Origin of the sequence: Pseudomonas sp. WS 5411 (genome assembly GCF_012985595.1) — a bacterium.
Taxonomy (GTDB): Bacteria; Pseudomonadota; Gammaproteobacteria; order Pseudomonadales; family Pseudomonadaceae; genus Aquipseudomonas; species Aquipseudomonas shahriarae.
In genome coordinates, this window is sequence record NZ_JAARMC010000008.1 from 127432 (window position 1) to 141226 (window position 13795).

Below are 13795 nucleotides of genomic sequence, written 5' to 3' on the forward strand. Positions count from 1 at the left end.
CGACCATGCCTTTGACTCGTAAAGCCTACCGTGCCGCCATCCTGCACAGCCTCGCCGACCCCGCCATCGTCGGGATTGACGCCTCCTATGAGTATTTCGAGGACGGCCTGCTGGTGATCGACAACGGCCAGATCAGCGCCCTCGGGCATGCCAGCGAATTGCTGCCGACGCTGGCGGCCGATATCGAAATCACCCATTACCAGGATGCGCTGATCACCCCTGGCCTGATCGACACCCATATCCACCTGCCGCAAACCGGCATGGTCGGGGCCTACGGCGAGCAACTGCTGGATTGGCTCAACACCTACACCTTCCCTTGCGAAAGCCAGTTCGCCGACAAGGCCCACGCCGAAGAAGTGGCGGATATTTTTATCAAGGAACTGCTGCGCAATGGCACCACCACCGCCCTGGTGTTCGGCAGCGTGCACCCGCAATCGGTGAACTCATTTTTTGAGGCCGCCGAGAAGCTCGACCTGCGCATGATCGCCGGAAAGGTGATGATGGACCGCAATGCGCCGGACTACCTGACCGACACCGCCGAATCCGGCTATCAGGAAAGCAAGGCGCTGATCGAACGCTGGCACGGCAAAGGCCGTTTGCACTACGCCGTTACGCCGCGCTTCGCGCCTACCAGCACACCGGAACAGTTGACCCTCGCCGGGCAGTTGCTGGGGGAATACCCGGACCTGTACATGCAGACGCACATCAGTGAAAACCTGCAGGAAGTGCAATGGGTCAAGGAGCTGTTCCCGGAGCGCAGTGGCTACCTGGACGTGTACGACCACTACAAGCTGCTGGGGGAACGTTCGGTATTCGCCCATGGCGTACACCTGTGCGACGACGAGTGCGCGCGCCTGGCCGAAGCCGGTTCAGCGGTCGCGTTCTGCCCGACGTCGAACTTCTTCCTCGGCAGCGGCTTGTTCAACCTGCCGATGGCCGAGAAGCACCAGCTCAACGTGGGCCTGGGCACGGATGTGGGGGGCGGTACCAGTTTCTCGCTGCTGCAGACGCTGAACGAGGCCTACAAGGTCATGCAATTGCAGGGCGCACGCCTGAGCCCGTTCAAATCGCTGTACCTGGCGACCCTGGGCGGCGCCAAAGCGCTGCGCCTGGAAGACAAGATCGGCACCCTGCAGCCGGGCACCGATGCCGACTTCCTGGTACTGGATTACAACGCCACGCCACTGCTCAGCTATCGCTTGAAGCAGGCCAAGGACATTGCCGAGACGTTGTTTGTGTTGATGACGCTGGGGGATGATCGGGCGGTGATGCAGACGTATGCAGCCGGCCAACTGGTGCATCAACGCTGATTTTGAAGGGCACCACAAACCAATGTGGGAGCAGGCAAGCCATAATGCCGATCAGTTAAGCGAACGCAATGCTCAAAGCAGTGAAAATCAAATGTGGGAGCGGGCTTGCTCGCGAAGACGTCGGCCCAGCCAACATTGATGTTGACTGACCCACTGCTTTCGCGAGCAAGCCCGCTCCCACAGGGGATCTGCGCTTGACTGACTGGCATTAAGGCAAGCCAGCTCCCACAGTTTGATCGGGGTTTACAGTTTTATAGAGGAGCGACCCGGCTTCTTGGTCTGCAGCAAATGTGAGAACACCGCATGCAGATCATCCGACGCACTTTCCTCATCGAGGTTGAGCTTGCTGTCGATGTGATCCATGTGGTGCATCATCAGGTTCACCGCCAACCCCACATCCCGAGCCTCGATGGCATCGATCAACTGGGTGTGCTCGTCATAGGAACAGTGTGAGCGGTTGCCGCTTTCATACTGGGCGATGATCAGCGAGGTCTGGGACACCAGGCTGCGCTGGAAGCTGATCAGCGGGGCATTTTTTGCCGCTTCGGCCAGTTTGAGGTGGAACTCGCCAGAGAGCCGGATACCCGCGCCGCGATCGCCACGGGAGAAGCTGTCGCGCTCGTCATTGACCATCTGCCGCAGTTCGGCCAGCTCTTCGGTCGAGGCATGCTGCACCGCCAATTCGGTGATCGCCCGCTCGACCAGGCGCCGGGCCAGGAACACCTGGCGGGCTTCCTCGACACTTGGGCTGGCCACCACCGCACCCCGATTGGGGCGCAACAACACCACGCCTTCATGGGCCAGGCGCGACAGTGCGCGACGGATGATGGTGCGGCTGACGCCAAAGATCTCGCCCAGTGCTTCTTCACTCAATTTGGTACCGGGCGCCAGACGTTGCTCGAGGATGGCCTCGAAGATATGCGCGTAGACGATATCGTCCTGGGTTCCACTGCGACCGGCCTTACCGGCTCGCGGCTGTTTCTTGAGGGGCTGCAACTGTTCGTTCATGGGCACTCGGGTCGGGAGAACGGCGGCGAATTGACGTTGACTGTAATAAGAGTACAGCGGTCGCTGGCAAGTATCGCGTAAAAACAGCGCACATTGTACACAACCCGTTGCGCCAACACACTGTACGGCTGTTTGCACCACCGGCTGTATTGCAACAGTCAGTTACGTTTGAGTTTAGGCTTGATTCCACGATTTCCCAGGTACAAGGAACACCGCCCCATGACCGACGCGACCCAGGCGCCGCTGCGCCCACTGGCCGACACTTCGCCTTCGGCCATTGTCGCCGGCTTTATCGCCATGATGACCGGTTACACCAGCTCCCTGGTGCTGATGTTCCAGGCCGGCCAGGCTGCCGGCCTGACCACCGGGCAAATTTCCTCGTGGATCTGGGCGATTTCCATCGGCATGGCGGTGTGCAGCATCGGCCTGTCCCTGCGCTACCGCACGCCCATCACCATTGCCTGGTCGACCCCCGGCGCGGCGCTGTTGATTACCAGCCTGGGCGGGGTCAGCTATGGCGAGGCCATCGGTGCCTACATCACCTGCGCGGTACTGGTGACGATCTGTGGCCTCACCGGCAGCTTTGAAAAACTGGTGAAGAAGATCCCTGCCTCACTGGCCGCCGCGCTGCTGGCCGGGATCCTGTTCAAGATCGGCAGCGAGATTTTCGTCGCCGCGCAGCACCGTACTGCCCTGGTATTGGGCATGTTCTTTACCTACCTGATCATCAAGCGCCTGTCGCCTCGATATGCCGTACTGGCGGCGCTGCTGATCGGTACTGCCTTGTCCGGGTTGATGGGGCTCCTGGACTTCAGCGGGTTCAGCCTGGAAGTGGCGACGCCGGTGTGGACCACGCCGCACTTTTCCCTGGCGGCGACCATCAGCATCGGCATTCCGTTGTTTGTGGTGGCGATGACCTCGCAGAACATGCCCGGGGTCGCGGTATTGCGCGCCGATGGCTACGACGTGCCCGCCTCACCGCTGATCACCGCCACCGGCCTGGCCTCACTGGTGCTCGCGCCGTTTGGCTCCCACGGCATCAACCTGGCCGCCATCAGCGCGGCCATCTGCACCGGCCCCCATGCCCATGAGGACCGCAACAAGCGCTACACCGCCGCCGTGTGGTGCGGGATTTTCTACGGGGTTGCCGGGGTATTTGGCGCGACCTTGGCGGCGTTGTTCGCCGCATTGCCCAAGGAATTGGTGCTGTCGATTGCCGCATTGGCGTTGTTCGGCTCGATCATCAATGGCCTGAGCATTGCCATGAATGAGCCCAAGGAGCGGGAAGCAGCACTGATCACCTTTATGGTCACGGCGTCGGGGTTGACGCTGTTTTCCATCGGTTCGGCATTCTGGGGAATTGTTGCGGGGGTGTTGACGCTGGTGATTCTGAACTGGCGCAAGGCCTGAATTTAATACCTTGAAACGAAAAAGCGACCCGGGCGGGTCGCTTTTTCATGACATCAGACAGCCGGGTTAACCGGTGTCTCTGGATGCCAGGCGTCCAGCAGTTCGCTGACTTCAACGCGGGTCAGCTCTGGGCGAGCCTTGAGCCACGCTTCAACCGCTGCACGCTGTTCTTCGTTGACCGAACCACGGGTGGCTTTGCAGACCAGACCGAAGTCATCGCCGCCCACGTAGTCCAGGCCATTGCCGTCCATCGCTTCAGTCAGGAATGCTTCGAGGAAAGCGTCAACCGCCTCATCGTCCAAACCTTCTTTGAAGTCCAGGTTCAGTTCGAAACCCAGCTCTTGAAATTCATCAACGCACAGTTTTTTGCGCAGACGCCGGGAACGGTTAGTCGCCATTGGAACAATCCTCTTAAGTATTAACGGCCGGCACTCTACCAGTTTAAGGCGCGAATTGCCCGGCAATCCAAGACGGGTGGCACGATAGCGCGAAAAAAATCCATCATTTGCAGCTATGGTTGAGGCACAAGTAGCCCCACCTTGGGGCATAATGCCGACACTTTCATGACCACTGGGGGATTTTCTTACATAGCCCCCGCTATATTCACCCTCCTCTGCAGTAGGGTCTTACTTCTTATGATCAAATCCTTGCGTCCATTATTACTCGCCAGTTTCCTTTTGCCCCTGGCGCTCTCAGTCACCGCCGCCCCGATCAATACCACCCTGCCACCCAAAGTCCAGGAAGCCCTGAAGAAAGCCAAACTGCAGAACGATGCCCTGTCCCTGGTAATGATTCCGCTCAATGGCCCCGGCAGCGCCACGGTGTTCAACGCTGACGTGTCGGTCAACCCGGCGTCGACCATGAAACTGGTCACCACCTACGCAGCCCTGGAAATGCTCGGCCCCAACCATCAGTGGAAAACCGAGTTCTACACCGACGGCACCCTCAGTGGCGGCGTCCTGCGGGGCAACCTGTACCTCAAGGGCGGCGGCGATCCCAAGCTGAACATGGAAAAGCTCTGGCTGCTGATGCGCGACCTGCGCGCCAATGGCGTACAGCAAGTCACCGGCGACCTGGTGCTGGACCGCGGCTTCTTTATCCAGCCCCAACTGCCGGAGTTCAACGACGACGGCAACGATGCCAACAAGCCGTTCCTGGTCAAGCCGGACGCCCTGCTGGTCAACCTCAAGGCCCTGCGCTTTGTGACCCGCAATGATTCGGGAAAGGTGTTGGTCTCGGTGGAACCGCCGATTGCCAGCATCCAGATCGACAATCAGGTCAAGGCCAGCAACGCCAAGCAGTGCACCGGTGATGTGCGCTACAACCCGGTCACCGCCGCCGACGGCAGTGTCACCGTGACCGTCAGCGGCCAGTTGGGCGATGGCTGCAGCTCGCAGACGTATCTGTCGCTGCTCGACCATGCCACCTACACCGCCGGCGCCGTGCGCGCGATCTGGAAAGAGTTGGGCGGCACGATCCAGGGCCGCGACGTACTGGCCCCGGTGCCGAAAACCGCCAAGGTCCTGGCCCGGGCGTTCTCCCCGGACCTGGCCGAGATCATCCGCGACATCAATAAATACAGTAACAACACCATGGCCCAGCAGCTGTTCCTCAGCCTCGGCGCGCAATACCGCACTGATGCCGACGGCGATGACGCCAGGGCAGCACAGCGCGTGGTCCGCCAGTGGCTGGCGAAAAAAGGCATCACGGCTCCGCACCTGGTGATGGAAAACGGTTCCGGCCTGTCCCGTGCCGAACGGGTTAGCGCCCGAGAAATGGCGACCATGCTGCAGGCCGCCTGGAGAAGCCCGTATGCGGCCGAGTTCATCAGCTCGATGCCGATTGCCGGCAGTGACGGCACCATGCGCAAGCGCCTGAAAACCACAGCCCTGCGCGGCGAAGCCCACGTCAAGACCGGCACCCTGAACACAGTACGTGCGATTGCCGGCTTCAGCCGTGACAACAATGGCAATACCTGGGCGGTGGTGGCGATTCTCAACGATCCAAAGCCGTGGGGTGCATCGTCGGTGCTGGACCAGGTGCTGCTGGATCTGTATCGCCAGCCGAAGCTGGCGGCGGCTGCGCCGGGCCTATAGAGCGGTTGGCTTACCAACCTTTTGCAACCACCGCGAACTAAATGTGGGAGCGGGCTTGCTCGCGATGACGGTGTGTCAGTCAATACATCTGGCGACTGATACACCGTCATCGCGAGCAAGCCCGCTCCCTCATTAGGGATACGGTGCTCAGACAGGCAACCGCTGCGCCTCGACCCGATCCCTGCCCGCCTGCTTGGCCGCATACACCGCCGAATCCGCGCGCAGCAACAAGCCATCCACGCCCTCATCGACCCGCCAACTGGCTACGCCAAAACTCGCCGTCACCGTGCCGACGCCGTCCATTGGCGTACTGCGCAGCACTTCCCACAACTCAACGGCCAGGCTGTAGGCCTGGACACCATCGGTATTGGGACACAGCACCATGAACTCCTCGCCGCCGAGGCGGCAGAACACATCGCTGCGGCGCAGGCGCAGGCTGATACGCCGGCACAACTCCTGCAGCACACCATCCCCCGCCGCGTGCCCATGCTGGTCATTGATGCGCTTGAAGTGATCAATATCCAGCATGATCACCGCCAGCGACCCCGACGTACGCCGCACCCGACTCATCTCGGCCCTCAGCCGATCCTGGAAGTAGCGACGGTTATGGATACCCGTCAACGAGTCGGTGATGGACAGCGCCCGCAACTCTTCTTCCACCCGCTTGAGATCGGAGATATCCGACACATAGCCATGCCATAGCGTACCGCCACCGGGTAATTCTTCCGGCGTCGCCTCGCCACGAATCCAACGCAGGCCCCGGCCCGGCAGTTGCACCCGATATTCCTCGCGCCATTGACTCAACTGCAGCGCGGACAGGCGGATAGAGGCGCGGATGCGCTCTGCGTCCTGGGGATGAATACGCTCGAAGACTTGCTTGGCATCCTGTTGCAGCAACCCCGGGTCGATTTCGTAGATATCGCGAATACCATCGCTGGCGTAGATAAACCGCCAGTTGTCATTGGGTTCGAGGGTGAACTGGAAGATCCCGCCCGGCACATGGGCACTGAGTTTTTTCAGCAACCGATCCCGCGCCGCCAGGGCCTCATACGCGCGTTTCTGCTCGGTGACATCCAGGCAGATCGCCAGGTGCCCGATCCACAAGCCATGCTCGTCAAGCAATGCCGTGGCCAGCATATTCACGGTCAACTGGCTGCCGTCCTGGCGCACCAACGTCCACTCCCGGGCCTCATGCAGGCTGTCACTGCCCTCCACCAGCATCGCCTGGCCGGGCATGATCCGTTTGCCCAGCGCCAGGCTCAACTGCACCGCACGGGCTTCCAGTTCGGGCGCCAGGTGCAGGCTTTCGAGGGTCATGTGACCGAGCACCTGGTCGGCCTGATAACCCAGCATCTTCTCGGCGCCGGCATTGAACGTGCTGATCACGCCCCGCAAGTCCGTAGCAATGATCGCCACCTGGGTCGCGGCGTTGAGCACGCTGCGCAACTGGCCATGGGCACCACGCAACTCATACTCGCGCTGGTGCAATTGCCCCGTACGCTGCTGCACCAGCCTCAGCGCCCGCTGCCGCTGGCTGACCAGCACGTAGAGCAAGGCACTGAGCAATAGGCTGAGCAAGCTGCCCATGGCCAGGATACTGCTCGTCGAAGAGTGATTGGCCTGCACAAACACCTGGCTGGGACGCAGGCTCAAGGCGTAGACATGATCGCCCAGGGTCAGCCGGCGGATCGACTCCAGGCTGCTATCGCCCACGGGATTGTCCGATTCATACAGCAGCTGCTGTTGAGTATCGGAGGTGTCGACAATCTGCATCACCAGGTTATCCCGCGCGGGCTTGGGCAAACCGTCGGCTACCAATTGGCGCATGCTGATCACCGCCATGACGAAACCGTAGGGTTCGTTGTAGGGCATTTGCGCGGTGGGCGGCCGAGTGACCGGTGCTACCAGCAACACGCCCATGGTATACGCCGGCTCCACCCCCACCAGCGACATCGGTTGGGATACGGCAATGGTTGCGGAACGGTACGCCCGCTCGATCGTCGAACGGCGCAACGGCTGGGCCAGCAGGTCAAACCCCAAGGGCGAGCCGAGGATGCTCTGGGTCTGGCTGTACAACACCGGCACGTACTCGTCACGCTCCTGCGCCGGTACCAGCGCCCCGGCTTCATTCAACTCACGAATGGAGAAAGGCGCGCCACGCTGGCGTGATACCTGTTGTTCGAACGCCCGGCGCTCATCACGCGCTACCCGAGGCGCCCAGGCATAGGCACGGGCGCGCAACAGCAACGGCTGGGCGAACCCATCGAAATCTTCGCGGGAAACATCATGGGAGTTGACGAAAAAACGCTGCAGGCTGCCCAGGCGCTGCTCCTGGTCTTCGAAACGCTCTTCCAGGCGGCTATAGCGCTCGTTGACCAATAACTGGAAACGCTGGCGGACCTGCTGGTGATGCCGATCGGCCGTGGTCAGCGCCAGCACAGCGGTGAGCGCCACCCCCACCAGCAAGACCACCAATGCCACCAGCCAAGCGGATGCCTGCTCGCTGATAAATCCCAGTATTTTCGGGCGGACGGCTTGCAACGGCATAGGCAAAACTCGAAACACCAGCGTGCAGGAGCGCTACTTCGGCTAAGAGGTTAGTTATAGCCATCGAGCCCTCTTTTGACCAGCGTAAAAAAGCCGCGAGCCCGGAAAAATCCAGGCTTGCGGCTTCAAGGTCGATCAGCGTGCGGTGATTTTCCAGGCACGATGGATTTTCGGGTTACGGGCAAAATCCGGATCAATGGTTTTATCGCTGATTTCCTCGACGGCATAGCGCTCGCCCAGGTTGTCTTCCAACTGGAACTTGCGGAAGTTGTTGGAGAAATACAGCACCCCGCCCGGCGCCAGGCGGGCCATGGCCAGGTCGAGCAATTGCACGTGGTCACGCTGGACGTCGAACACACCTTCCATGCGCTTTGAGTTGGAGAAGGTCGGCGGGTCGATGAAGATCAGGTCGAACTCATCACGGCTGGCTTCCAGCCACGCCATCACATCGCCCTGCTCCAGGCGGTTCTTGTCGGAGAAGCCATTGAGGGACAGGTTGCGGCGCGCCCAGTCCAGATAGGTTTTCGACAGGTCGACGCTGGTGGTGCTGCGCGCGCCGCCCTTGGCCGCGTGCACGCTGGCGGTGGCGGTGTAGCAATACAGGTTGAGGAAGCGCTTGCCGGCAGCTTCCTTCTGGATGCGCATGCGCATCGGGCGGTGGTCGAGAAACAGACCGGTGTCCAGGTAGTCAGTGAGGTTGACCAGCAGCTTCACCCCGCCTTCGCTGACTTCGGTGAACTTGCCCTGGGCGCTCTGGCGCTCGTACTGCTTGGTGCCGCTCTGACGCTCGCGGCGCTTGACCACCACACGGCTCTTGTCGATGTTCAGCGCCTGGGGAATGGCGGCCAGGGCATCGAACATGCGCGCCGAGGCTTTTTCCGGGTCGATGGACTTCGGTGCCACGTATTCCTGGACGTGCACCCAATCGTGGTAAAGGTCGATGGCCATGGAGTATTCCGGCATATCGGCATCGTACACGCGGTAGCAATCGACACCCTCGCGCTTGGCCCACTTGCCCAGCAGCTTGAGGTTCTTTTGCAGGCGGTTGGCAAACATCTGCCCGCCTTCGCTCAAGCGCGCCTGCTCAACCACTGGCGCCGGTGCAGGCGCAGGTTTGATCGGGTTACCGTTCTTGTTGTACTGGCGCTCTTGCGGCTCGGTCGGGGCCTGGTCGTAAGCGGCCTGCTCACGTTCGGCCTGGCGCTGCTCCGGGGTGCGGCGCTCGCCGGTGACGAACTGATCCGGGTTGACCTTGATCAGCAGCAGCTTGCACGGCAACGCGCCGTTCCAGAACGAATACTGCTTGTGGCTACGAATGCCCATGCGCTTGCCCAGGTCCGGGGCGCCGGTGAACACCGCCGCCTCCCAGCCCATGCACGCCTGGCGCAGACGCTCACCGAGATTCTGGTAGAGGTACAACAGGCTTGCTTCGTCACCCAGGCGCTCGCCATACGGCGGGTTGCAGATCACCAGGCCTTTCTGGTTCTGGTCCGGACGCGGCTCGAAGGTGCCAACTTCGCCCTGGTAAATCTTGATCCAGTGGCTCAGGCCGGCACGCTCGATGTTGTTGCGCGCAGGCTGGATCAGGCGCGGATCGGCTTCGTAACCGCGGATCCACAGTGGCGGCTTGTTCATGCCGATGGCCGCACGCTCGCTGGCCTCGGTGTGGAGTTTTTTCCACAGGGCCGGCACGTGGCCGAGCCAGGCGGTGAAGCCCCACTGCTCGCGATTAAGGTTGGGGGCCATGTCGGCGGCGATCATCGCGCCTTCCACCAGGAAGGTACCGACGCCGCACATCGGGTCAGTCAACGCGCCGTTTTCAGCAGCAATGCGCGGCCAGCCGGCACGAATCAAAATTGCCGCCGCGAGGTTTTCCTTCAACGGTGCCGTGCCCTGCTGCAGGCGGTAACCGCGCTGGTGCAGACTGTGGCCGGACAGGTCGAGGGAGAGGATCGCTTCGCCACGGTCCAGGCGCAGGTGAATGCGCAGGTCGGGGTTGATCTTGTCGATGGACGGGCGTTCGCCGGTCGGGGTGCGCAGCTTGTCGACAATCGCATCCTTGACCTTCAGCGCGCCGAAGTGGGTGTTGTCGATGCCCGAACCGTGGCCGCTGAACTCCACCGCCAGGGTGCCGTCAGGGACCATATGGTCTTGCCATTCGATATCCAGCACCCCGTGGTACAGGTCTTCGGCATCCTTCATCGGGAAGCGCTTGAGCACCAGCAGTACACGGTTGGCCAGACGCGACCAGAGGCACAGGCGGTAGGCGGTTTCCATGTCGGCCATACCGCGCACAGCCGAGGTGTGCTCGCGGGCGTCTTCAAGGCCAAGCCCGACGGCTTCCTCGATCAGCAGGCCTTCAAGGCCCTTGGGGCAAGTGAGGAAGAGTTCGTAACGGTCCGACATGGGGATTCCAGGCTTTTCAGCAATAAGTGAACGGGCGACGCATCGCGCGTTCGGTTTTCAATCAAGCGCTTTTCTTGAAGAGCGCTCGCGTGGCACGAATGTGTGCCGTTCCACCCCGGTGTCCAGACCTGCAGGGCCTTGATTGCCGGGGCAGAGAGATAATTTGTGCAACAAAAGGAAATATTCTGACCCTTCGTCGAATAATAACCGACTGCAAGCGGCGGGTATTCTCACTAAAGGATTAAACCCATCCTCTATACAGGGCACATCATAGCTGGCTTTGCCCAATAAATGGGGCGAAAAGCCATCCCAGCTTATGGCTATAGCATCGTTATCGTTACGTGCTTATGACAAAACGATCATTGAAACCATGTGACCTATTGGTTAGAACTCAACACAGGTTAGCGCCACAACGACGCTGACACAGAGGCTCGCCACGCCGGCAGCGAGCCACACCAACGGCAGAAAAACTCTGCCCGGCCTCGGACGAGGCCGAAGGATATCAAGACAGTCAACAAGTGAGGGAAACACCCTATGAGAAGACTTAAGCGTGATCCGTTGGAAAGAGCATTTTTACGCGGATATCAGTATGGCGTTCATGGCAAATCCCGTGAGCTTTGCCCATTTACTCTACCGTCAGTACGCCAAGCCTGGATTAACGGCTGGCGCGAAGGACGCGGCGACAACTGGGACGGTATGACCGGCACTGCGGGGATCCACAGACTCAACGAACTTCACGCCGTCGGCTAATCAGGGCACTTAATTCCGACAACCACCTTGAAGAATGTAACAACTTAACCACGCACGCCCCATCCGGGCGGCGGGCTTCGGCCCAGGGGCTCCTTCGAGGAGCCCTTTTTTATGGGCTTGAAACCCCTGCGCAGCAGCAGCTTCAGGGCTGCTTTGCAGTCCCACGCGGGGCAAGCCCGCTCGCCGCAATGGCGTCCACCGATTGGCGAATCAACGCTGGGCCCTTGTAGATAAACCCGGAATACAACTGCACCAGGCTGGCACCCGCGGCGATTTTCTCGGCGGCGTGCTTGCCTTCGGTGATACCGCCCACGGCGATGATCGGCAAACGCCCGGCCAACTCGGCCGCCAGCACCTTGACGATATGGGTGCTCTGGTCACGCACCGGCGCGCCGGAAAGCCCACCCGCCTCGTCACCGAAAGCCAGGCCTTCAACGCCCGCACGACTGAGGGTGGTGTTGGTGGCAATCACCGCATCCATCCCCGCATCCACCAGGGCCTGGGCCACCAGCACGGTTTCTTCGTCGTTCATGTCCGGGGCGATCTTGATCGCCAAGGGCACGCGCTTGCCATAGCGTACCGCCAGGTCTTCCTGGCGCTGGCGCAGGGCTTCGAGCAGTTGCTTGAGCGAGTCGCCAAACTGCAGGCTGCGCAGGCCCGGGGTGTTGGGCGAGCTGACGTTGACGGTCACATAGCTGGCGTGGGCGTAGACCTTGTCCAGGCAGAGCAGGTAGTCATCTACCGCACGTTCCACCGGGGTGTCGAAGTTCTTGCCGATATTGATCCCGAGGATGCCCTTGTACTTGGCGGCCTGGACCCGCGCTAGCAGGTGATCGACGCCCAGGTTGTTGAAACCCATGCGATTGATGATCGCCTCGGCCTCCGGCAGGCGGAAAATGCGCGGCTTGGGATTGCCCGGCTGCGGGCGCGGCGTGACGGTGCCGATCTCGACAAAACCGAAGCCCAACTGCGCAAAGCCGTCGATGGCAGCGCCGTTCTTGTCCAGGCCCGCTGCCAGGCCCACCGGGTTGGGGAAATCGAGCCCCATCACCGAGACCGGCATCTTTGCCGGCGCCTTGCACACCAGGCCATTGAGCCCCAGGCGGCCACCCGCGCCGATCAGGTCCAGGGACAGATCGTGGGAAGTTTCCGGGGAGAGTTTGAACAACAGCTGGCGGGCCAGGGTATACATGGGCGGGCTTGACTCGGATGGCGGCGAAAGGTGGCGGCGATTATAGCCGGGGTGGCGGGTACGTGCGAGGCATGGCACACCGCCGGTCGATCATCCGTTTCGATGCTGCATTAACTCTTCGTAGCGCGCCCAGATCTTCTGCGCATAACGCAGGCGCAGCGCATCACGCTCGCCCCCTGCCCCAGTCCCGACGTTGTAGGCGCCCACGGCGGTCCAGTTGTAACCAAACTGCTTGATGAAGTCGGCCAGAATCGACGCCCCCACCTCCACCGACAGGCACGGCTCATCCAACAGACGCTGCTCGGTAATCCCCTGCTTGAGCAGGCGCGGCAGATGAATGCTGTTGATCTGCATCAGGCCGATGTCACGGCTGCCATTGTTATTGCTGTAGTTCATGGCCTCGGCGCGATAGCCCGACTCCACGGCGGCAATGGCTTGCAGTAACTCCGGCTCGATATCGTATTGGCGGGCGGCCTCGGCCCAGCAATAAGCCCCGGCCTCACTCGCCTTGCCCAGGATAAGTAACAGCAGCCCCAGCCTGCAGGCTCGTTTCATGCCTGCTCGACAGCCGCTTCGGCGTACCAGCCACAGGCCGGGCAAGCACGCCGTGGAGCACCCGCACCTTGCGCTGCCTGGCCATGCCGCTCGAGCACCCTTACCCGGCCATTGAAGCGATAACCGCGGCCATACACTGTCGCGATCAACCGCCTGTCGCCCTCCAATTGCTTGCGCAATGAGTAGATACAACGGGTCAGGGACTCTTCGGCGATGTCGATATGGGGCCAGACCTGCTCCAGCAGGTAGTCCTTGGTCACCAATACGCCGGGCGTGGCCAGCAACAAGCGCAACACATGACATTCCTTGGGGGGTAACTGAATGTCGCGACCTTCGGCGGTCAGCCGGCCATCACCCTGCAACTTCCAATGACCAAAGGCGAGGGAGCCCCTGACCAAGCCCTCAACTGCAGCAACCATGCAAACCTCTGTTCCTGTCTGACATACGCGGCGCCTTGAATATTGATATCGCACCGCCTGGAGATATCGCGACTATAGAAACCCGCAGCCAATTGCACGTTA

Annotated in this window: 11 protein-coding genes; 4 read left to right on the forward strand and 7 right to left on the reverse strand. The window is 61.0% G+C overall.

All coding sequences use genetic code 11. The features are described from left to right. Window positions 1-5 precede the first annotated feature (5 nt). Window positions 6-1310, forward strand: a complete 1305-nt coding sequence (gene guaD, locus HBR93_RS14195; RefSeq protein WP_057439512.1) for a guanine deaminase — start codon at window positions 6-8, stop codon at window positions 1308-1310. Between the two features lie 243 nt (window positions 1311-1553). On the opposite strand, the gene HBR93_RS14200 is transcribed toward guaD, so the two are convergent. Beyond that, window positions 1554-2318 (reverse strand): GntR family transcriptional regulator, encoded by a 765-nt coding sequence (locus HBR93_RS14200; RefSeq protein ID WP_057439513.1) that lies wholly within the window; start codon window positions 2316-2318, stop codon window positions 1554-1556. A gap of 219 nt (window positions 2319-2537) precedes the next feature. Between HBR93_RS14200 and HBR93_RS14205 the strand changes: the two genes are divergently transcribed. Further along, window positions 2538-3728: a benzoate/H(+) symporter BenE family transporter gene (locus tag HBR93_RS14205; RefSeq protein WP_057439514.1), complete on the forward strand. Its 1191-nt coding sequence runs from the start codon at window positions 2538-2540 to the stop codon at window positions 3726-3728. 53 nt (window positions 3729-3781) lie between these two features. On the opposite strand, the gene HBR93_RS14210 is transcribed toward HBR93_RS14205, so the two are convergent. Then, on the reverse strand, window positions 3782-4126 hold the full coding sequence (locus HBR93_RS14210) for a YggL family protein (RefSeq protein WP_057444922.1): 345 nt from the start codon (window positions 4124-4126) through the stop codon (window positions 3782-3784). 237 nt (window positions 4127-4363) lie between these two features. On the opposite strand from HBR93_RS14210, the gene dacB reads away from it, so the two are divergent. Beyond that, window positions 4364-5824 carry a D-alanyl-D-alanine carboxypeptidase/D-alanyl-D-alanine-endopeptidase gene (gene dacB, locus HBR93_RS14215; RefSeq protein WP_115128706.1) on the forward strand — a complete coding sequence of 487 codons (1461 nt, stop codon included), beginning with the start codon at window positions 4364-4366 and terminating at the stop codon, window positions 5822-5824. Window positions 5825-5971: 147 nt separating this feature from the next. Here the strand turns inward: dacB and HBR93_RS14220 are convergent, their stop codons facing one another. After that, window positions 5972-8371: a GGDEF domain-containing protein gene (locus tag HBR93_RS14220; protein WP_169960525.1), complete on the reverse strand. Its 2400-nt coding sequence runs from the start codon at window positions 8369-8371 to the stop codon at window positions 5972-5974. Between the two features lie 135 nt (window positions 8372-8506). Then, a complete protein-coding gene (gene rlmKL / locus HBR93_RS14225; protein ID WP_169960526.1) occupies window positions 8507-10777 on the reverse strand; it encodes a bifunctional 23S rRNA (guanine(2069)-N(7))-methyltransferase RlmK/23S rRNA (guanine(2445)-N(2))-methyltransferase RlmL in 2271 nt (756 codons plus the stop codon). A 534-nt stretch (window positions 10778-11311) separates the two neighbouring features. Between rlmKL and HBR93_RS14230 the strand changes: the two genes are divergently transcribed. After that, window positions 11312-11527 carry a ribosome modulation factor gene (locus HBR93_RS14230; protein WP_002553055.1) on the forward strand — a complete coding sequence of 72 codons (216 nt, stop codon included), beginning with the start codon at window positions 11312-11314 and terminating at the stop codon, window positions 11525-11527. Window positions 11528-11669: 142 nt separating this feature from the next. Here the strand turns inward: HBR93_RS14230 and HBR93_RS14235 are convergent, their stop codons facing one another. From HBR93_RS14235 to HBR93_RS14245, 3 genes are all read right to left on the reverse strand, one after another. Beyond that, the gene (locus tag HBR93_RS14235) at window positions 11670-12719 is read right to left on the reverse strand and encodes a quinone-dependent dihydroorotate dehydrogenase (protein WP_169960527.1); all 1050 of its coding nucleotides are present in this window, start codon (window positions 12717-12719) and stop codon (window positions 11670-11672) included. A 90-nt stretch (window positions 12720-12809) separates the two neighbouring features. Next, window positions 12810-13274, reverse strand: coding sequence for a transglycosylase SLT domain-containing protein (locus HBR93_RS14240; RefSeq protein ID WP_169960528.1), 465 nt, complete (start codon window positions 13272-13274; stop codon window positions 12810-12812). Beyond that, window positions 13271-13693: a winged helix-turn-helix domain-containing protein gene (locus HBR93_RS14245; protein ID WP_169960529.1), complete on the reverse strand. Its 423-nt coding sequence runs from the start codon at window positions 13691-13693 to the stop codon at window positions 13271-13273. Before HBR93_RS14245 ends, HBR93_RS14240 begins: the two co-directional genes overlap by 4 nt. Between the last annotated feature and the right edge of the window lie 102 nt (window positions 13694-13795).

What these genes read in the sequence shown, in the direction of transcription:
- HBR93_RS14240 (WP_169960528.1), bottom strand. Translation starts at nt 13,274, where the DNA reads ATGAAACGAGCCTGCAGGCTGGGGCTGCTGTTACTTATCCTGGGCAAG.
- dacB (WP_115128706.1), top strand. Translation starts at nt 4,364, where the DNA reads ATGATCAAATCCTTGCGTCCATTATTACTCGCCAGTTTCCTTTTGCCC.
- HBR93_RS14220 (WP_169960525.1), bottom strand. Translation starts at nt 8,371, where the DNA reads ATGCCGTTGCAAGCCGTCCGCCCGAAAATACTGGGATTTATCAGCGAG.
- rlmKL (WP_169960526.1), bottom strand. Translation starts at nt 10,777, where the DNA reads ATGTCGGACCGTTACGAACTCTTCCTCACTTGCCCCAAGGGCCTTGAA.
- guaD (WP_057439512.1), top strand. Translation starts at nt 6, where the DNA reads ATGCCTTTGACTCGTAAAGCCTACCGTGCCGCCATCCTGCACAGCCTC.
- HBR93_RS14235 (WP_169960527.1), bottom strand. Translation starts at nt 12,719, where the DNA reads ATGTATACCCTGGCCCGCCAGCTGTTGTTCAAACTCTCCCCGGAAACT.
- HBR93_RS14200 (WP_057439513.1), bottom strand. Translation starts at nt 2,318, where the DNA reads ATGAACGAACAGTTGCAGCCCCTCAAGAAACAGCCGCGAGCCGGTAAG.
- HBR93_RS14230 (WP_002553055.1), top strand. Translation starts at nt 11,312, where the DNA reads ATGAGAAGACTTAAGCGTGATCCGTTGGAAAGAGCATTTTTACGCGGA.
- HBR93_RS14205 (WP_057439514.1), top strand. Translation starts at nt 2,538, where the DNA reads ATGACCGACGCGACCCAGGCGCCGCTGCGCCCACTGGCCGACACTTCG.
- HBR93_RS14245 (WP_169960529.1), bottom strand. Translation starts at nt 13,693, where the DNA reads ATGGTTGCTGCAGTTGAGGGCTTGGTCAGGGGCTCCCTCGCCTTTGGT.
- HBR93_RS14210 (WP_057444922.1), bottom strand. Translation starts at nt 4,126, where the DNA reads ATGGCGACTAACCGTTCCCGGCGTCTGCGCAAAAAACTGTGCGTTGAT.